Annotated in this window: 17 protein-coding genes; 9 read left to right on the top strand and 8 right to left on the bottom strand. The window is 37.1% G+C overall.

Going from position 1 to position 17967, the window contains the following annotated elements; translation table 11 throughout:
* Positions 1 to 416 precede the first annotated feature (416 nt).
* Together H6F39_RS12650 and H6F39_RS20760 are read right to left on the bottom strand one after the other, a co-directional pair.
* Positions 417 to 767: a histidine triad nucleotide-binding protein gene (locus H6F39_RS12650; RefSeq protein WP_028084856.1), complete on the bottom strand. Its 351-nt coding sequence runs from the start codon at positions 765 to 767 to the stop codon at positions 417 to 419.
* 404 nt (positions 768 to 1171) lie between these two features.
* Positions 1172 to 1357: a hypothetical protein gene (locus H6F39_RS20760; RefSeq protein WP_236097061.1), complete on the bottom strand. Its 186-nt coding sequence runs from the start codon at positions 1355 to 1357 to the stop codon at positions 1172 to 1174.
* Positions 1358 to 1477: 120 nt separating this feature from the next.
* Between H6F39_RS20760 and H6F39_RS12640 the strand changes: the two genes are divergently transcribed.
* The 9 genes from H6F39_RS12640 to H6F39_RS12600 all read left to right on the top strand — a co-directional run bounded on the left by H6F39_RS12640 (position 1478) and on the right by H6F39_RS12600 (position 10420).
* Positions 1478 to 3010 (top strand): YifB family Mg chelatase-like AAA ATPase, encoded by a 1533-nt coding sequence (locus H6F39_RS12640; protein ID WP_190396814.1) that lies wholly within the window; start codon positions 1478 to 1480, stop codon positions 3008 to 3010.
* A 15-nt stretch (positions 3011 to 3025) separates the two neighbouring features.
* A complete protein-coding gene (locus H6F39_RS12635) occupies positions 3026 to 3817 on the top strand; it encodes a nucleoside phosphorylase (RefSeq protein ID WP_190396813.1) in 792 nt (263 codons plus the stop codon).
* A gap of 35 nt (positions 3818 to 3852) precedes the next feature.
* Complete coding sequence (locus H6F39_RS12630) at positions 3853 to 5103, top strand: competence/damage-inducible protein A (protein WP_137906814.1); 1251 nt, start codon at positions 3853 to 3855, stop codon at positions 5101 to 5103.
* 118 nt (positions 5104 to 5221) lie between these two features.
* A complete protein-coding gene (locus H6F39_RS12625; RefSeq protein WP_137906813.1) occupies positions 5222 to 6352 on the top strand; it encodes a succinylglutamate desuccinylase/aspartoacylase family protein in 1131 nt (376 codons plus the stop codon).
* A gap of 26 nt (positions 6353 to 6378) precedes the next feature.
* Positions 6379 to 6951, top strand: coding sequence for a GNAT family N-acetyltransferase (locus tag H6F39_RS12620; protein ID WP_137906812.1), 573 nt, complete (start codon positions 6379 to 6381; stop codon positions 6949 to 6951).
* Between the two features lie 38 nt (positions 6952 to 6989).
* Positions 6990 to 8183: an NAD(P)/FAD-dependent oxidoreductase gene (locus H6F39_RS12615; RefSeq protein WP_190372430.1), complete on the top strand. Its 1194-nt coding sequence runs from the start codon at positions 6990 to 6992 to the stop codon at positions 8181 to 8183.
* 125 nt (positions 8184 to 8308) lie between these two features.
* On the top strand, positions 8309 to 8962 hold the full coding sequence (locus H6F39_RS12610) for an HAD family hydrolase (protein ID WP_137906810.1): 654 nt from the start codon (positions 8309 to 8311) through the stop codon (positions 8960 to 8962).
* Positions 8963 to 9248: 286 nt separating this feature from the next.
* Positions 9249 to 10061 (top strand): carbon-nitrogen hydrolase family protein, encoded by an 813-nt coding sequence (locus H6F39_RS12605; protein ID WP_190372431.1) that lies wholly within the window; start codon positions 9249 to 9251, stop codon positions 10059 to 10061.
* Between the two features lie 128 nt (positions 10062 to 10189).
* A complete protein-coding gene (locus H6F39_RS12600) occupies positions 10190 to 10420 on the top strand; it encodes a type II toxin-antitoxin system HicB family antitoxin (protein ID WP_190396812.1) in 231 nt (76 codons plus the stop codon).
* Positions 10421 to 10499: 79 nt separating this feature from the next.
* On the opposite strand, the gene H6F39_RS12595 is transcribed toward H6F39_RS12600, so the two are convergent.
* From H6F39_RS12595 to H6F39_RS12570, 6 genes are all read right to left on the bottom strand, one after another.
* A complete protein-coding gene (locus tag H6F39_RS12595; protein ID WP_190396811.1) occupies positions 10500 to 10982 on the bottom strand; it encodes a DUF29 domain-containing protein in 483 nt (160 codons plus the stop codon).
* 179 nt (positions 10983 to 11161) lie between these two features.
* Positions 11162 to 12235, bottom strand: coding sequence for a class II fructose-bisphosphate aldolase (gene fba / locus H6F39_RS12590; RefSeq protein WP_028084868.1), 1074 nt, complete (start codon positions 12233 to 12235; stop codon positions 11162 to 11164).
* 338 nt (positions 12236 to 12573) lie between these two features.
* Complete coding sequence (locus H6F39_RS12585) at positions 12574 to 13641, bottom strand: NAD-dependent epimerase/dehydratase family protein (RefSeq protein ID WP_190396810.1); 1068 nt, start codon at positions 13639 to 13641, stop codon at positions 12574 to 12576.
* A 61-nt stretch (positions 13642 to 13702) separates the two neighbouring features.
* A complete protein-coding gene (locus H6F39_RS12580; RefSeq protein WP_190396809.1) occupies positions 13703 to 15385 on the bottom strand; it encodes a hypothetical protein in 1683 nt (560 codons plus the stop codon).
* A 14-nt stretch (positions 15386 to 15399) separates the two neighbouring features.
* Positions 15400 to 16707 (bottom strand): glycosyltransferase, encoded by a 1308-nt coding sequence (locus H6F39_RS12575; protein ID WP_190396808.1) that lies wholly within the window; start codon positions 16705 to 16707, stop codon positions 15400 to 15402.
* Between the two features lie 57 nt (positions 16708 to 16764).
* Positions 16765 to 17829 (bottom strand): NAD-dependent epimerase/dehydratase family protein, encoded by a 1065-nt coding sequence (locus H6F39_RS12570; protein ID WP_190396807.1) that lies wholly within the window; start codon positions 17827 to 17829, stop codon positions 16765 to 16767.
* Between the last annotated feature and the right edge of the window lie 138 nt (positions 17830 to 17967).

Below are 17967 nucleotides of genomic sequence, written 5' to 3'. Positions count from 1 at the left end.
TCCGAACCAACCGATATAGAGGCGGTTGTCTGTGCTGGTAATCCACTCGCAAAAGCGATCCCATACGTTAGCGCTTTGGCGCTGCTGTAGTGTTGTGGTCATGTGTTTATAATTACGTTTGAGTTATGTATGTTTTGGTAGGTGTTTCTACCTCATGAATTTATATTAAGCCTTATGTTTCGATTTGTAAAGATATTTAAAGTAAGTATTAGTTATGAAAGTCATTAGTTTTTCTGATATGATGGAATTTACAGAAGCTCTTGTCATAATTGGGCGGGCAGGATGCCCACCCCACAGGAGTTCTAGACTATTTCAGAAGTTTTCCTAATATCATGGGATTTATAGAAGCTATTGTGATAATTGGGCGGGCAGGATGCCCACCCCACAGGAATTATGGACTATTTTGGATGTAAAAATCAACCAGGAGGCCAAGACATAGAACGACCGCCTAGTATATGTATATGCAAATGATGGACTGTTTGACCGCCATCAACACCGGTATTCATAACTACTCGATAACCGTTTTCTAGTCCGGCTTGTGCTGCAACCTTTTGCACTATTAATAGAAGATGTCCCAAGAGAGCTTGATCTTCAGGTTCAGCGGTGGCCAGGTTAACTATGGGTTTTTTGGGGATAACAAGGATGTGAACTGGTGCTTGGGGGTTAACATCTGTAAAGGCCAGGGCTAAATCGTCTTCATAAACAATATGCGCGGGAATTTCTTTACGAATGATTTTACTGAAAATCGTTTCTGTGTTCTGACTCATGCAGTTTTACTTACTCATCTGCTCAAGATTTTAAGCGATGGTTAGAACAGACGATTAAAAGTTAAGTTGTTATTTAATTAGTGCATCTATCTATAGCTCTATGTCCAGACCTGACCAAACGCTTAATTAGCCTCGCACCCAACAATTGGGTAAAAGAGGAATTAAGACCAAGCGATATTGAAAAAAATTATTTTTCTCATATTTAGAATATCCTAACTAACATTTATACAATTTCGCGGCATAATATCATCTAAACGCAGTTGCGGCGAAGGTAAAAGAGTTGATTTAATAAACTCTCCTAAAGGTTCATGGTGTAGCACAGTTTCATCTAATACTAGAATATCAGGTCATCGGGCTGTGGCTGTTTCTGCAAAAGGACAGATTAGACAGGTGCGCGGCATAAACTAGGGAAGTTCAGCATGAGTAATAGCAATACCCAGTTTAGTTGCCAGGTTACCACCAACGGCTTCATCTAGTCCAGTTGGTTCGATTTCAATCACTTTTCCCTCTGCAAGTTCATAGCGGGGTTTGTTACCGTATTGAAAGACAAATTCTGCACAGGTTAATAATTTTGTTAATGCTTGAACCATAAGCCACCTGCATCTTTAGCTGCTATTGTTATATTAACAATCTTCTTGAGTGATTTCACCCATTGTTAATTTACCTAAAAATCTGCTTTGATATGGATAAAGTTTATTGATATGTAAAAAATGCTGGCTAGAGTTTGGAGTGCATCTATTGTTGGAATTGACGCGGTTAAGGTGGGCGTGGAAGTTGATGTTTCTGGGGGTTTACCGGGAATTGTGATTTTAGGTTTACCAGATTCAGCCATTCAAGAATCTAAAGAACGAGTAAAAGCCACCTTAAAAAATGCCGGTTTTGCCTTTCCCATGCGGAAAATTGTCATTAATCTAACTCCTGCGGATTTACGCAAAGAAGGACCTGCTTTTGATTTACCAATTAGTATAGGAATTTTAGCAGCTTCTGAACAGGTTAAAGCAGATTTGTTAGGAGATTTTTTATTCTTAGGAGAAGTTTCCTTAGATGGTAGTTTGCGTCCTGTTGCTGGTATTTTACCCATTGCTGCAACGGCAAAAAAAATGGGAATTTCCGGTATTATTGTTCCCGTTGATAATGCTCAAGAGGCGGCTGTTGTTGAAGGTTTATCAGTTTATGGTTGTCAACATATTGCTGATGTAGTAGACTTATTAAATCATCCCAAAAATTACAAACCTGTACAGTTTAATCAAAGCCTAGAAAACCCCTCAGAAACATCTTTAAATTTAGCAGATTTGCAAGATGTCAAAGGACAAGCTCATGCTAGAAGAGCCTTAGAAATTGCCGCAGCCGGGGGACATAATTTGATTTTTGTTGGACCACCCGGAAGTGGAAAAACAATGTTAGCAAGGCGCTTATCGGGGATTTTACCACCTTTAAGTTTTTCCGAATCGTTAGAAGTTACACGCATTCATTCTGTAGCTGGATTATTAAAAAATCGTGGTTCTTTAGTAAAAGATCGTCCTTTTAGAAGTCCCCACCATTCTGCCTCTGGTCCTTCTTTAGTTGGTGGTGGTACTTTTCCCCGTCCTGGTGAAATTTCATTATCCCATAGAGGTGTACTTTTTCTAGATGAATTAACCGAATTTAAAAGAGACGTTTTAGAGTTTTTACGTCAACCTTTAGAAGATGGTTATGTGACAATTTCTAGAACTAAGCAATCTGTCACTTTTCCTGCTCAATTTACATTAGTAGCTAGTACAAATCCCTGTCCTTGTGGTTATTATGGTGATACAATTCAAGCCTGCACTTGTTCACCTCGACAACGAGAACAATACTGGGCAAAATTGTCTGGACCATTAATGGATAGAATTGATTTACAAGTCGCAGTAAATCGTTTGAAACCAGAGGAAATAACCCAACAACCAAGAGGAGAAACATCAAAATCTGTAGCCCAAAGAGTCGAAAAAGCCAGAGAACTTTCTCTAATTCGCTTTCAAGAAGAAAGAAATTTACAATGTAATGCCCAAATGCAAAGTCGTCATCTGCAAAAATGGTGTAAATTAGATGATCCTAGTCGTAATTTATTAGAATCTGCAATTAGGAAATTAGGGTTATCCGCAAGAGCAAGTGATCGCATTTTAAAAGTAGCACGCACTATAGCAGATTTAGCAGGAGATGAAAATCTTAAACCCCACCATGTAGCAGAAGCAATTCAATATCGGACAATTGATAGAATGCAGTAAAAAACCTCCAAAAATATGGATAATAAAATGCTATATCATATTGGTTTTAGCAAAGAAGATTTAGGTAAATTTCCTCCCGAAATTGCTTTATTATCAGGTGATCCCCAGCGGGCTAATTTCATCGCCCACACCTATTTACAGGATGTACGTATATTATCAGAAAATCGTGGACTCCATAGCTATTTAGGCTATTTACCCAATGGAAAAAAGATTTTATCTGCTACTAGTGGAATGGGTGCGCCTTCCTTGAGTATTGTAGTTAATGAATTAGTGCAAGTAGGTATTCGACAAATAATTCGTATTGGTACTTGTGGCTCAATTCAACCGCATATATCTGTAGGGAGTATTGTTATTAGTAAAGGGGCTTCGTGTCGTCAAGGAGCAGCTAATGATATCGCACCTGTAGAGTATCCAGCTATAGCAGATCCTTTCCTGACCGTGGCTTTAGTCAAAGCAGCACAAGAATTAAAAATTGAGCATTATTTGGGAATTACCGCCTCAGTTGATACCTTTTATGAAGGACAAGAACGGACTAATTCAGCTAATCCCTATTTAATACGTTCTCTTGAGAGAATTACCGAAGAATATCGCCGATTAAATATTTTCAATTACGAAATGGAATCGGGAATGTTATTTAAAATGGCAGGTGTATATAATTTTGTGGCGGCGGCTGTTTGTGCTGTCATTGCTCAACGTACCATGTCAGAAAATATTATCTTATCAACAAAGGATTTAGCTATCAACAATGCAATTTTAACCGCCATTCACGCAGCTACAAATTTCCAGTCAGATCAAATACTTACTTAAGTTTCTTAAGTTTATTCACATCATCAAGAACTATCATGAGTGCAGAAATTATTTGTGTTGGTACAGAAATGCTACTAGGAGATATTCTGAATAGCAACGCCCAATATCTTGCTCAAGAATTAGCAAAACTAGGCATTCCCCACTACTATCAAACAGTAGTAGGGGATAATCCAGACAGACTCAAGCAAGTTATCGAAATTGCTGCTTCTAGAGTGCAAATTCTCATTTTTACAGGTGGTTTAGGACCCACACCCGATGATCTCACCTGTGAAACTATCGCTGATTTTTTTGGCGCTCCTTTAGTAGAACGAGCCGATATCGTCGAAGATATAGCAGAGAAATTTGCCCAACGGGGACGAGTCATGTCTCCCAATAATCGCAAACAGGCCTTAATTCCCCAAGGTGCGGAAATTCTACCTAACCCCACAGGCACAGCACCTGGTATTATTTGGCAACCTCGCACTGGATTAACTATTTTTACATTCCCTGGTGTTCCCAGCGAAATGTATCGAATGTGGTCAGAAACAGCCGTACCTTTTCTTAAAAGTCAAGGTTGGGGAAAAGAAATTATTTACAGCCGCAGTTTAAGGTTTTGGGGTATTGGAGAATCAGCTTTAGCCGAAAAAGTGGCTGCTTACTTTGACCTAACTAATCCCACAGTAGCGCCCTATGCAGGCAAAGGAGAAGTCAGATTAAGAATTTCCGCTAAAGCCACCGACGCAACAACAGCCCAGGCTTTAATTGTACCAGTGGAAAAACAACTGATAGAAATTGCTGGCTTAGATTATTACGGTGCTGATGATGACAGTTTGGCTTCAGTAGTTGGTAATTTGTTAAGGTCTTCCCAGGAAACACTATCAGTAGCAGAATCTTGCACGGGTGGAGGACTAGGGCAAATGTTAACAGAAATTCCTGGTAGTTCTGATTATTTTTGGGGTGGTGTAATTGCTTATGATAATTCAGTAAAAGTCGGATTATTAGGAGTCAACCCAGAAGATTTAGATAAATTTGGCGCTGTGAGTGCGACTGTGGCCGAACAAATGGCTATCGGTATTAAAAATCGTCTTTCAACTACTTGGGGATTAAGTATTACGGGAATTGCTGGACCGACTGGAGGGACAGAAGACAAACCAGTGGGTTTAGTATATATCGGGTTAGCAGGTCCTGGAGATCAAGTCATAAGTTTTGAACATCGTTTGGGAGCGATTCGCGGACGTTCTTTAATTCGTTATGTTAGTGCCAATGCGTCTTTAGACAATTTACGACGGCGGTTATTGACAAGATAGGTTTTGTCTAGGTTCATTCACCCCTTCAGCATTTAAACTAGATCAAAATAGAAAATTAAGTCTGAAGGGGTGTTGACATACTTAAAACAAGTTTTTTAGCGACTATTGGATTTTATTTATGATTCCCATTGTTTCCACTATTCCCGTTTTTCAACTCGCTTCTGGTGACTTTCTTTCTCTCCAGATATATAAGTTTTTTGGTGCTAAATCAGGTAAAAAGGTGTATATACAATCTAATTTACATGGTGCGGAAATTGTTGGTAATGCTGTTATTTCCCAACTCATTGATTTCTTAATCACACTAGACAATACTCAGCTAATAGGAGAAATTTGGCTTGTTCCTGTTTGTAATCCTTTGGCTGTTAACCAGCGAAATCATCACTTTTCCACTGGTAGATTCAATATTTATGATAGTAAAAATTGGAATAGAATTTTTTGGGATTATGAAAAACAACATGATCATATAGAAGAATTTGCCTGTACTCAAATTGACTTAGATATAGACACTATTAAGTATAATTTTTTTCAAAAAATCAAATCTAGTTTCGACAGTCTTTTAGAAAAAATAAATTCCCCTAGTAGTGTACAACTAACTGATAAATATCGCTATAAGTTGCAATCTCTTTATTTAGATGCAGACTACGTAATTGATTTACATAGTCACACTGGAGAAGGAATAGAATATCTCTATTGTTTCCGAAATCGAGAAGATAGTGCTAATTTATTTCTCCTCAATTATGGTATTATATTTGATGAATATGATGGTGATGCTTTTGATGAATCATTTATCAAACCTTGGTTGGCTTTAGAGGATGCTTTGTCAAAATTAACCGGCGAAAAAATCAGATTTGATATAGAAGCATGGACCCTAGAATTAGGAACTGGAATGCAAATGAATCCAGATTCAGTATCTAAAGGAGTGCGCGGAATTAAAAGTTATTTAACTCAAAAAGGCATTTTAGAAATACAGGATTTAACCCAACCAGAAACTAGATCCCATCAAATCAGTTTTCGTTCACTCAGTCAAATTAAAAAATACTGGAGTCCTGTAGGAGGAATGATTTTATCTAAACCTAAATTAGGTACTTTAGTTAATCAGGGAGATTTATTATATGAGGTTCTCACTTTCAATAAAATCGGTGAATTACCCACAACTATTCATATTTATGCCGAGAAAACAGGTTTGGTTTATGATATATCAATAAATAACTCCGTTAATGAAGGAGAATTTGTACTAGCAACTATGTAGTTTATAATTAGCAGTATTTAATTTTCATGTTAATCATCAAAGACCAAATTACTATTCGTCCCATGAAAGATGATATCCATGATTATCAATTAATGGAAAAATGGCGTAGTGATGAAAAAGTATTACAATTCTATGGTGGTAGAGATGATCCTTTTGATTTAGAAAAAGTTATAGAAATCTATCAACCTAGAATTAAAGGAGAAGAACCTTTAATTCCCTGTATTTTCTCATATCAAAATTTGGAAATTGGCTATTTACAATATTATGATTTGCATAAATTACCAGAAAATATTAAACAAATGTATTTGCTGGAAAACACTAATAATGTTTATGGTATTGACTTATTTATTGGTGAAACTCAATATTGGAATCAGGGAATTGGTACAAAAGTCCTTTTATCTGCTATAAATTATCTTTTTAATCGCCTGAAAGCTGCTAAAATCGTTATCGATCCTAATGTGAAAAATTTTCGCGCTATTCGCTGTTATGAAAAATGTGGTTTTGTCAAAGTCAAGCTTTTATCAGGTCATGATTTACACGAAGGTAAATATCAGGATTGTTGGCTAATGGCAAGAGAACGCAATAAATCGTTACACTAAAATAAATATCTGACTGGAATTTAGTTGCTAAAAAAATTATGACTCAACCAACTACAAAAATTTGTATACTCGGTGGTGGCTTTGGTGGCCTCTACACCGCGCTACGCTTAAGCCAATTACCCTGGGAATCTACACCAAAACCTGAAATTATTTTAGTAGATCAGAGCGATCGCTTTGTCTTTTCTCCCCTACTTTACGAACTCCTGACCAGAGAACTCCAAACCTGGGAAATAGCCCCACCTTACTCCGAATTACTCCAAGAAACAGGTATTCAATTTTACCAATCCACGGTTTCCGCCATAGATATCAACCAGCAAAGAGTCCAATTAGCAAATAAATCAGAACTGAATTATGACCACTTAGTATTAGCATTAGGTGGCGAAACCCCTCTAGACTTAGTTCCCGGTGCTACTGACAATGCCTACCCATTTCGTACTATTACTGACGCTTACCGATTGGAAGAACGGCTGCGAATTTTAGAAGCAAAAAACCCAGAAAAAATCCGTGTCGCCATAGTTGGTGGGGGTTACAGTGGGGTAGAATTAGCTTGTAAATTAGCAGATAGAATCGGACAAAAAGGACGTTTTCGCCTCATTGAGGTCGGTGATCAAATTTTACGAACTTCTCCAGAATTTAACCGTGAAGCCGCTAAAAAAGCCTTAGATAGCAAAGGCGTATTTATTGACTTAGAAACCAAAGTAGTCGCCATTGACAAAGATAGTATCTCTTTGGAGTATAAAAGTCAAGTAGACACCATTCCCGTGGATTTGGTAATTTGGACAGTAGGAACAAAGGTTTCTCCAGTGGTGACAGCTTTACCAGTCAAGCAAAATCAGCGCGGACAAATTACCACCACACCCCAATTACAAGTTCTGGAACATCCCGAAATATTCGCTTTAGGGGATTTAGCAGACTGTCTCGACGCAGAAGGAAAGCAAGTCCCCGCAACAGCCCAAGTCGCATTTCAACAAGCTGATTATACCGCATGGAATATCTGGGCTGCTATTACCAATCGTCCCCTCCTTCCCTTCCGCTATCAACCATTAGGGGAAATGATGGCTTTAGGAATAGATAACGCCACTCTCACAGGTTTGGGTGTGCAATTAGACGGTTCTTTTGCGTATTTAGCCCGTCGTCTGGCTTATCTCTATCGTTTACCCACATTAAATCATCAGTTAAAAGTCGGTTTTAACTGGTTATTTAGCCCTATAATACAAGCCATTTCCCAATAATTTCAAAATTAAGATCAAGATCCCCGATTTCTCGCAGAAGTCGGGGATCTGAAACGTAAGCCACACAAATTCAGATATCATTGCTATGTATTTACCCACTACTGAGGACTTAAATATTAATTATTATGAAAAAACCCAAAGTAATTTTTCTAGATGCTGTAGGCACATTGTTTGGTGTTAAAACTAGTATAGGTGAAATTTACCGACAAATCGCCCAGGAATTTGGTGTCGAAGTTTCCGCCCAAATTTTAGATCAAAACTTTATTAAAAGCTTTAAGTCCGCACCACCACCTATATTTCCTAACACAGATATTAAAGATATTCCCCAACGCGAATATGATTGGTGGCGCATTATTGCTTTAAATACTTTTGAAGGTGCAGGTGTTCTCAAAGATTTTACTGATTTTTCCGCTTTTTTTAGTGAACTTTATATTCACTTTGGTACTCCTGAACCTTGGTATGTTTATCCTGATGTTCTCTTAGCTTTAATGAACTGGCGACGCTTAGGGGTTGAATTGGGTGTTTTATCTAATTTTGATTCCCGTTTATACTTGGTATTACAAGGTTTGGGGCTGAAAGAATATTTTACTTCTGTCACCATTTCTACTCAAGTCCGTGCCGCTAAACCAGATCCAGAAATTTTTAAAATCGCTTTAAAAAAGCACAATTGTTCCCCGGAAGACGCATGGCACATTGGCGACAGTATCAGGGATGACTATCAAGGTGCTAAAGCAGCAGGAATGAGAGCGATTTGGATTAACCGTAATCCCAGTCTGTAATACTATCTAGCATAATATCTAGCTTGTAGTTTGCTTTGACTGTCAATAAAAATATCATCTGTGAACTAGATTTTCAACCATTGGGTGAATGCGGAGGATAGGTGTTTTCAGTTGTTCAAACTGATATGATATAAAGATATGAGTCGAGAGGCACAAAAAACAACAGTATGTAACAAAAAGTAAAATTTCCCCAATTCTCTTCCCTCTTGTCATAACGACAATTTTTGACGCTAACCTACTTATTGAATATCTGTATTGTTTCAATCTACCGTTTGTTCTTGAATCTATGAAGTCTTATTTAGCCGCCGCTATTCAAATGACCAGTGTACCGGATTTACAAAAAAATTTGGACCAAGCAGAAGAATTAATTGATTTGGCCGTGCGTCAAGGTGCGGAATTAGTGGGTTTACCAGAAAATTTCTCTTTTATGGGTGAAGAAAAAGATAAAATAGCACAAGGAATTGCGATCGCCCAAGCCACGGAAACATTTCTTCACCAAATGGCACAACGTTTTCAAGTTACCATTCTCGGCGGCGGCTTCCCTATCCCTGTAAATGGTAATGGTAAAGTCTATAATACAGCGTTACTTGTCAGTCCTAACGGTCAAGAACTCGCCCGTTACCAAAAAGTACACTTATTTGATGTCAATGTCCCTGATGGTAATACTTATCAAGAATCAAGTACCGTCATGGCTGGACAAGAATTACCTTCTGTCTATTCTTCCCCTGATTTGGGCAAAATTGGCCTGTCTATTTGTTATGATGTCCGTTTCCCTGAATTATATCGCCATTTATCCAGTCACGGTGCAGATGTCTTATTTATACCCGCCGCTTTTACGGCTTTTACAGGGAAAGACCATTGGCAAGTATTGTTACAATCTAGGGCGATAGAAAATACCTGCTACGTGATTGCTCCTGCTCAAACTGGTAATAATTATCACCGTCGCCAAACCCATGGACACGCTATGATTATAGACCCCTGGGGTGTAATTTTAGCAGATGCCGGCGAAAAACCGGGAGTAGCGATCGCCGAAATTAAACCTACTCGATTAGAACAAGTACGCCGACAAATGCCATCTTTACAACATCGCGTATTTTAATGTAGTGCGGGCATCTTGCCCGCGATCATTTGTTCGTAACCCCAAAGATGAACTAAAAACTGGCACTTTCAAAGCCATGTTAAATCAGTTGGGAATTGAAGAACATGAAATTTAACACCAGGATTATTATGACTCGATTTGTATATCCAGCCTTATTGACTGCTGATGAAAAAGATGGTGGCTTTGTAGTGATATTTCGTGATTTGCCAGAAGCCATTACTCAAGGTAACTCCTTCAATATCCATGAAAAGGAAGTAAGACGGATTTTAGATCCTCACCATGCAACAAAGTTATCTACCATAGAACGGACACTGGCCGCACTCGGACAACGAATTGAATTACAAATCACCGCCAAATAGAAGATTTAAAATACAATTAACTTCACCTAAATTTAGGTTTAGCTAATGACAATTACATTAATTTAACCAAAAATAAAAATTAAATTTCCTTCTGACTCAGCACTGTCATGATAAAATCAGAATTAATGACATCCAAAGGCTCAAAAGGAGAGTCAATAGGAAAAACCTGAATAGATACAGCAGTTTCCGTACTAGTAGCGCGAACAGCTTTTAAATAACAATCAGAAAATAGTTCTAAATAATAAGGTTTGAGACTAGGACTATCCTCCAATAAAGATTCAATTTGATAAAACTGTTCCCAAATTGTACTTACCCAACTAGAAGAACGTTTTTCAGGTTGAAATTGATATTTAAGCAAGTGCATTAGTAAAACTATGAGTCGGTTTTTTAATTCACGTCGTTTTTCTTTCCCCATGTCCTCTATTTCTGCAATCAAATGCTCAAAATCAACTTGTTCTAGTTGGCGATTGCGTAACAACTTAGCTGTAGTTTCTATCCACAAACAATAATCCTGATCATAAATATAACTACTTAAGAATGTAGATTGTAAATTGGTAGTCATAACAGATAGCCTTATTTACGCCATTGTCTTACCATATCACATTCATCACAGGGATGTTATTCTCAAGTAAATTTATAGGTAATTACAATTAATATAAAAAACCGGGAAACAGTAACGTTTCCCAGTTTACTTCTGTAAAGGCATAGCCTAGCTACACCTTAATTTATTGCTAAGAAAGATTAAACCTTAGCAGCAGCCCTCATGACCAATTCACCCTTAGCATACTTAGCAGCAAAATCTTCCAAAGAAACTTGCTTAATCTTGCTTGCATTACCAGCAGTACCAAACTGTACATAACGGTCAGCGCAAACCTTCTGCATATATTTAATGGAAGGTTTGAGGAAGTGACGAGGATCAAATTCCTTGGGGTTAGCCGCCAAAGCTTCCCGCACAGCCGCAGTAATCGCTAAACGGTTATCAGTGTCAATATTTACCTTACGTACACCACTCTTAATACCTTTTTGAATTTCTTCTACAGGTACACCGTAGGTTTCAGGAATTTCGCCACCATATTGGTTAATTAGCGCCAACAAATCTTCAGGGACAGAAGAAGAACCGTGCATTACCAAATGGGTATTAGGTAAACGACGGTGAATTTCTTCAATGCGGCTAATAGCCAAAATTTCGCCAGTTGGTTTGCGGGTAAACTTATAAGCACCGTGGCTAGTACCGATAGCTACAGCCAAAGCATCTACTTGAGTAGCTTCTACAAAGTCAACAGCTTCATCAGGATCAGTTAATAGTTGAGAATGGTCTAGTGTACCTTCAAAACCGTGACCGTCTTCAGCTTCACCAGCACCAGTTTCTAGAGAACCCAAACAACCTAGTTCACCTTCAACGCTGACACCTAAAGAGTGAGCGACGTTGACAACTTCACTGGTAACTCTAACATTATATTCAAAGCTGGCAGGAGTTTTAGCATCAGCTTCTAAAGAACCATCCATCATTACACTGGTGAAATTGTTCTTAATAGCTGAGTAGCAGGTAGAAGGAGCATTACCATGATCTTGGTGCATGACAATGGGAATCTGAGGATAGGTTTCTACCGCAGCTAAAATCAAGTGGCGGAGGAAATTTTCCCCTGCATAATTACGAGCGCCGCGAGAAGCTTGTAAAATCACAGGACTGTCTGTTTCAGTCGCTGCTTTCATGATTGCCTGAATCTGCTCCAAGTTGTTAACGTTAAAAGCGGGAATGCCATAACCGTGTTCAGCAGCGTGATCCAAAAGCAACCGCATAGGTACAAGCGCCATATATATTCCTCCTAATTTGGGTATCAGCCAGTCAGTTTAATAGAAGCGTAATCTTTATTTTAATGTAATTTTTACGCTAATCTTAATGTTTTTTTCAACTTACAGAAAATTATATCTAGTAGTGGGTGCTTTTGTTGAGAAAATTTATAGGCTGATATTCTCAAGCTATGTAGAAGTTATGTTAATCAAACAACTAAGTACAAAATTGTTTATTAGACATCTGGTGGTAATTAAATGTGCATAACCACCAAACCCTTGTAGAGACAATTCATGAATTGTCTCTAGGATAATTTTTACCCCTATGGCTATTTGCCCAAGTGTGAGTGAAAAAACAACTCTTAATTAAAAATATCACTGACCTGGGACTCAAATTGACAAATCCACTCATAAATTTCAGTTAGGGTCTTTTTGGCATCTCTTTGAGGTTGCCATCCAGTAGCATTCATCACTTTGCGAGAATCTGTAATAAAGATCGGCACATCACCAATTCTATTTTCGGGAATAGGGGTAATGGGAATCTGATTTCCAGTAATTTCTTGACAAAGCTGAGTTGTTTCCCGCAGTGACAGGGTGTTATTGACCCCACCACCGACGTTAAAAGTTTGCCCCTTTAATTCCTCTAGACTACAAATCTGGGTGTCAATCAAATCTAATAAATCTGATATGTGTAAAAAGTCTCTCACTTGTTTACCTGTCCCCCCATAACCAATGTATTTTAAAGGTTTTTGGAAGTAGTGAAACGCCATCCACAAAGCAAACACACCTTGATCTACTTTGCCCATTTGCCAAGGACCAGTTAGGACTCCACAACGATTAATCAGAGTTCTGATTCCATAAGCATCAGCATATTCAGCAATCAGTAACTCTGAAGCGAGTTTAGTTGAACCGTAGAGAGAGCGGGCTTTATCTAAGGGAAATTCCTCAGAGATACCGTGATTTGATGCCCCTACTAAAGGCTGTTGTTCTAAGAGTTGAAAACGGGTTTCTGTTTCTGTAAATTCCAAAGCATTGAGGTAAGCAATGGGATAAACCCGACTGGTAGACAGAAAAATAAAATCTGCTTGAGTTTGTCGTGCTAACTCTAAGCAGTTAATTGTTCCTACCAAATTAGTTTGCAGCACATAACCCGGAGAAGTGTAGCCAGCTAAAACTGAAGGTTCAGCCGAACATTCTAAAATTAAATCGGGTTGAAGTGCTACCGGATCTAAATCTTCTTGACTTCTAATGTCACCATGAACAAACTGAATCCCTGTTTGTTTGAGTCTAGGTAAATTCAATTCTGAACCTCGTCGCTTTAAGTTATCTAAAGCGGTAATTTTCCAGTCAGGATAGCGTTGAGCCAGTCCTAGACCCAATGCACTACCTACAAATCCTGCTCCACCTGTGATTAAAACTTTTTTATTCATTTTCTTTGCTGAAATATTACTTAATAAGTAGAAAGGTATACATAAAGATAGGAGCTATTTCCTACTTCAACAATTCATTTTTTACCAATAAATCTATATCTGTGTTAGGAACATGGAATCTAGAAAAATTTAATAATTCAGGTTTATTGAGCAATAAATTAAATTCATTGTCATCGATAAATCTAGTGTCTTTTATCAATTGTTTGCTCAATACAATCATGTTAATCTGTTTGTGAAAGGCAAACTTTTTAAAATTTTCTTTCTCATCACACTTATTAGTTTTAACATTATTATCTCCTAAGCAAATTTCATATTGACCTCCCGCATCAAGTTCATGTTCCTGAATCCAATTATAATTATTTCCTAAATAAATAGAATATCCTCCTTCAGATTCAAATAAGTTGACTTTATTCTTAATATCCAATTTATTAATAAATGTAATTACATTGAAATTTGGTGTAGCTTTACTTGGTAGATAAGTAGGAGTCAACATGAAGAGGAAAAGGCAAATTGTTAAAATCTTTAGTAATCCTATTTTTTTTATCTTATTTTTAGGAATAGAATTTGAAAGAAGGTAAATAAATATCGTTATGCCCATAACTACTTGAACCATTAAATAGTGACTTCTAGGATAAATTAGCAATACGGATGGAAGAACAGCAATTGATATGGATATAAAAAAGATTAACAAATCGATAAAAGTTCTTTTATTCCATTGTCTTGATATTATTTTTCGTTTCCATATTAAGTAAATCATAGCTAATGCAAATAACAAGGCTTCCAAATATCTTAGTAACCTAGTGAGTGTTGGACTAAAATTAGGGAATTGCACGAGGAAGATATTACTTAAAGTTTTAATATATAGTAACAAATTAGTGAAGATGTGTCTAAAAAACTCCTTGGGATTAGATATTAAAGCTTCATATGGGCTAGTAACCTTACCAAAAACAGATTCAATAATTGAAATCCAGTTAGTCCAAGGATTAATTTCACTATGATTCCATGCTACCCAATTTAAAGAAAAGTGTTGCCCAAATGCGAAAAAAGAGTCCGATCCAGCCAGGGGACTACCAAATAGAAAGAATAGCAATGAACTTATTATTAAATAGGGAAAAATTATCGTTATAACTGAGGAAATTGTTATTGGCTCACGATTTATATTTCGCACAATTAATAACACAGATAAAGTACAATAAATAATGAAAGCGATTAAATATTCTGACCTGGCATATGAGGCAGTAAGAATTCCCAAGGATACAAGACAATAGTAACCTAATCGAGATTTAGAAAAGGTTGCTATTATTAGGAATAATAGCATTATAAAAAGCGCAAAAAGCGTAGGTCTAGGCAATATATGAGGAATTGGTGATACCAAATATAAGAATGAAAATGTTGTCGCTAATAGAGGCGATACTTGAAGTCTTCTTAAATATAAAAAAAATATTAATGTTGTTAGAAAAACTAAAATTTTGTAATTTAAAAAATACAGACTTACTTTGTCATTGTCTAATAGGAAAATTAGATAGTACCAAAGGCAATATATTTTAGCCCTTAAGGATGACAGTGGGAGTTCAAATATTTTTACACCGTTATCTAAATATATGCTTTCATCATAAAGTCCTATATCAGTATTTTCAATTAAAGACGTTAGCTTAATTAAGGAAATTGTTAAAAAGATAAACAAAACTATATCTATGCTATAGTTATTGAAAACTTCATATGTTTTTTTGAGATATCTTATCATAAAATTAACTCCTTCTAAATTACCTTGTGTTTTCTATTTACCAACTGAGCCTGATTACGCCGATAATCTCCTCTAGAAAGATATTTTTCTAACCAAGCATAAAGAACAATAAACAAGTAGCGGCTACCCATCTCCTTCAACTTCAGTTTAGATACTCCCGTGGCGCGGTTTTGCCAAGTGATAGGCATAATTGTGTAAGAATATCCTCTGATAATAGCCTTGAGAGGTATTTCCACTGTTAGGTTAAAGTGGTGCGATAGTAGAGGAGAAATCCCCTCAATTACTTCCCGACGATATGCTTTAAAGGCATTGGTTGTATCATTAAACTTCAAGCCAAATAGGATTTGAATAAATAAATTAGCCAAACGATTTACTAGTAACTTGTGCGTCGGATAGTCAATGACTTTACCTCCTTTAATAAACCGAGAACCGAATACACAATCATATCCTTCTTGCAGTTTATAGTAGTAATCAACAATATTTTCTGGTGCATCAGAACTATCTGCCATCACAATGGCTACCGCATCACCTTGAAAATTCTCTAAGCCGCAGCGTACAGCAAAACCAAACCCGTTGGGATAATAGTTATTGATATAACGGACTTGACTATTTTCAGAATTTAGCTGCTGCAATAATTCTTCTGTTTTATCACGACTATTATCATTAACAACTAGAATTTCGTAAGCAATCTTTTCTTGTTCTAATATTTGGCTAATGGACTCAATAGTTGGGACAATACAACCTTCTTCGTTATGAGCAGGAATGACAATAGAGAAAACTTTAATTCCTGTTAAATTGTCTGATTGAGGGTGTTTTGGGTGAGAAGATTTATTTTCTAGTCCAGGAGCTAATCCTTCAGGATAATAGATTTTTGTAGTAAATTGTGTTCGTGTTTGATCAGATTGAACTGGAGTTTTAAATACTAAGCGATCGCTAATCAAATAGTTAATAACCGCACTTAATAATACACCTACTAAGGTATTAATGGCGTAATTAACTCCTAACCTATCTAACAAAGGAAAAACAATGAAGATGCGAGTAATTACAGCAGCCCCAGCGGACAGATGATAAAGGGGAATTTGTCGCCATAATACTTCTCTTATTGTCCAAACACCTCCCGGCCAAACCCAAACCCGGTAGATGAAAAAACTTGCTAACAGAGATAATTCAATGGATACTGCATTAGCGACATTGCGTAAAGTAGGGGTGTTAAATCCTAGCCACTCAATCAGACCAAATATCAGTAACAAATTGATGACTGCTGCAACACCACCACCGATGAGAAACTTAAAAACTTTTTGCCGAAATAGCTTTTTCAACATGACGAGCAAATCCAAAAATAACAATTGATTAAAACTAGAAATAAAACTTGGGTATCCTTAGCTCCATCGGCTGATATTTTCGGTAAAAATTTCTTTCAAAATATCTGTCACTGTATAGGTTAAATCCCAGTTAGGGTAGTGATTTTTGAATTTCTGAACATCACTAATCCACCAAATGTGATCGCCAATTCGATTGGATTCTTCATAGCTCCAGGTCAGCTTTTTATCGGCTATGGCTTCACAATGCCCAATTGCTTCTAACATTGAACAATTACTAAAACGACTACCGCCAATATTATAAACTTCAGCTACACGGGGAGCTTGATAAAAGTGGTAGAAAGCATTAACTAAATCATAACTATGGATGTTATCACGAACCTGCTTACCCTGATAACCATATACTTGGTAAGGCTGCCCAGTCATGGTACATTTCATCAAGTAAGATAAAAAGCCATGCAGTTTAGTACCTGAGTGACCAGGACCAGTTAAACATCCTCCCCGAAAACAAGCTGTTTTTATGTTGAAATAACGTCCGTATTCCTGCACTAAGATATCTGCCGCTACTTTAGAAGCTCCAAATAGCGAGTGTTTGCAGTTATCAATACTCATACTTTCATTAATACCCTGGTTGTAGGGATGTGTATCTGCAATTTCCCAGCGCAGTTCTTGTTCAATTAGGGGCAATAAATTGGGAGTATCGCCATAGACTTTATTAGTAGAGCAAAAGATAAATACGGCTTCTGGACAATATTGACGGGTATTCTCTAATAACACCAATGTACCATTGGCATTAACTGTAAAATCGGTGTAAGGGTCTTTAGCTGCCCAATCGTGGGAAGGTTGAGCAGCAGTATGAATAATTAGACTTATATCTTGACCATAGGTTTGAAATATTTGGGAGATTGCATCATGATCACGAATATCAACATTATGATGGATATATTTATCACCATAATCTTGTAAAAGGCGATCGCGGTTCCATTCTGTTGACGCATCTTCACCAAAAAAAACCTGCCGCATATTGTTGTCAATTCCAACAACTGTAAAACCGCGATCAGCAAAAAACCTGACTGATTCAGAACCAATGAGTCCAGCAGCCCCTGTTACCAAAATAATACTCATACAAACAAATTAAATTTGGATGATAGTAACTTAGAAGTAATCTTCATTACAGAAATACAGTAACATATAGCCTACTTTTAGTAAATTCCTTGTATATTAATTTTTACAAATATTTACAAATAAAATATCTATGGATAA

It is taken from the genome of Dolichospermum sp. FACHB-1250, from assembly GCF_014696335.1.
Classification (GTDB): Bacteria; Cyanobacteriota; Cyanobacteriia; order Cyanobacteriales; family Nostocaceae; genus Dolichospermum; species Dolichospermum planctonicum.
Note: the sequence above shows the minus strand (reverse complement) of the source record. Positions and strands in the feature narration are given on the sequence as shown.

What these genes read in the sequence shown, in the direction of transcription:
- H6F39_RS12650 (WP_028084856.1), bottom strand. Translation starts at nt 767, where the DNA reads ATGAGTCAGAACACAGAAACGATTTTCAGTAAAATCATTCGTAAAGAA.
- H6F39_RS20760 (WP_236097061.1), bottom strand. Translation starts at nt 1,357, where the DNA reads ATGGTTCAAGCATTAACAAAATTATTAACCTGTGCAGAATTTGTCTTT.
- H6F39_RS12640 (WP_190396814.1), top strand. Translation starts at nt 1,478, where the DNA reads ATGCTGGCTAGAGTTTGGAGTGCATCTATTGTTGGAATTGACGCGGTT.
- H6F39_RS12635 (WP_190396813.1), top strand. Translation starts at nt 3,026, where the DNA reads ATGGATAATAAAATGCTATATCATATTGGTTTTAGCAAAGAAGATTTA.
- H6F39_RS12630 (WP_137906814.1), top strand. Translation starts at nt 3,853, where the DNA reads ATGAGTGCAGAAATTATTTGTGTTGGTACAGAAATGCTACTAGGAGAT.
- H6F39_RS12625 (WP_137906813.1), top strand. Translation starts at nt 5,222, where the DNA reads ATGATTCCCATTGTTTCCACTATTCCCGTTTTTCAACTCGCTTCTGGT.
- H6F39_RS12620 (WP_137906812.1), top strand. Translation starts at nt 6,379, where the DNA reads ATGTTAATCATCAAAGACCAAATTACTATTCGTCCCATGAAAGATGAT.
- H6F39_RS12615 (WP_190372430.1), top strand. Translation starts at nt 6,990, where the DNA reads ATGACTCAACCAACTACAAAAATTTGTATACTCGGTGGTGGCTTTGGT.
- H6F39_RS12610 (WP_137906810.1), top strand. Translation starts at nt 8,309, where the DNA reads ATGAAAAAACCCAAAGTAATTTTTCTAGATGCTGTAGGCACATTGTTT.
- H6F39_RS12605 (WP_190372431.1), top strand. Translation starts at nt 9,249, where the DNA reads ATGAAGTCTTATTTAGCCGCCGCTATTCAAATGACCAGTGTACCGGAT.
- H6F39_RS12600 (WP_190396812.1), top strand. Translation starts at nt 10,190, where the DNA reads ATGACTCGATTTGTATATCCAGCCTTATTGACTGCTGATGAAAAAGAT.
- H6F39_RS12595 (WP_190396811.1), bottom strand. Translation starts at nt 10,982, where the DNA reads ATGACTACCAATTTACAATCTACATTCTTAAGTAGTTATATTTATGAT.
- fba (WP_028084868.1), bottom strand. Translation starts at nt 12,235, where the DNA reads ATGGCGCTTGTACCTATGCGGTTGCTTTTGGATCACGCTGCTGAACAC.
- H6F39_RS12585 (WP_190396810.1), bottom strand. Translation starts at nt 13,641, where the DNA reads ATGAATAAAAAAGTTTTAATCACAGGTGGAGCAGGATTTGTAGGTAGT.
- H6F39_RS12580 (WP_190396809.1), bottom strand. Translation starts at nt 15,385, where the DNA reads ATGATAAGATATCTCAAAAAAACATATGAAGTTTTCAATAACTATAGC.
- H6F39_RS12575 (WP_190396808.1), bottom strand. Translation starts at nt 16,707, where the DNA reads ATGTTGAAAAAGCTATTTCGGCAAAAAGTTTTTAAGTTTCTCATCGGT.
- H6F39_RS12570 (WP_190396807.1), bottom strand. Translation starts at nt 17,829, where the DNA reads ATGAGTATTATTTTGGTAACAGGGGCTGCTGGACTCATTGGTTCTGAA.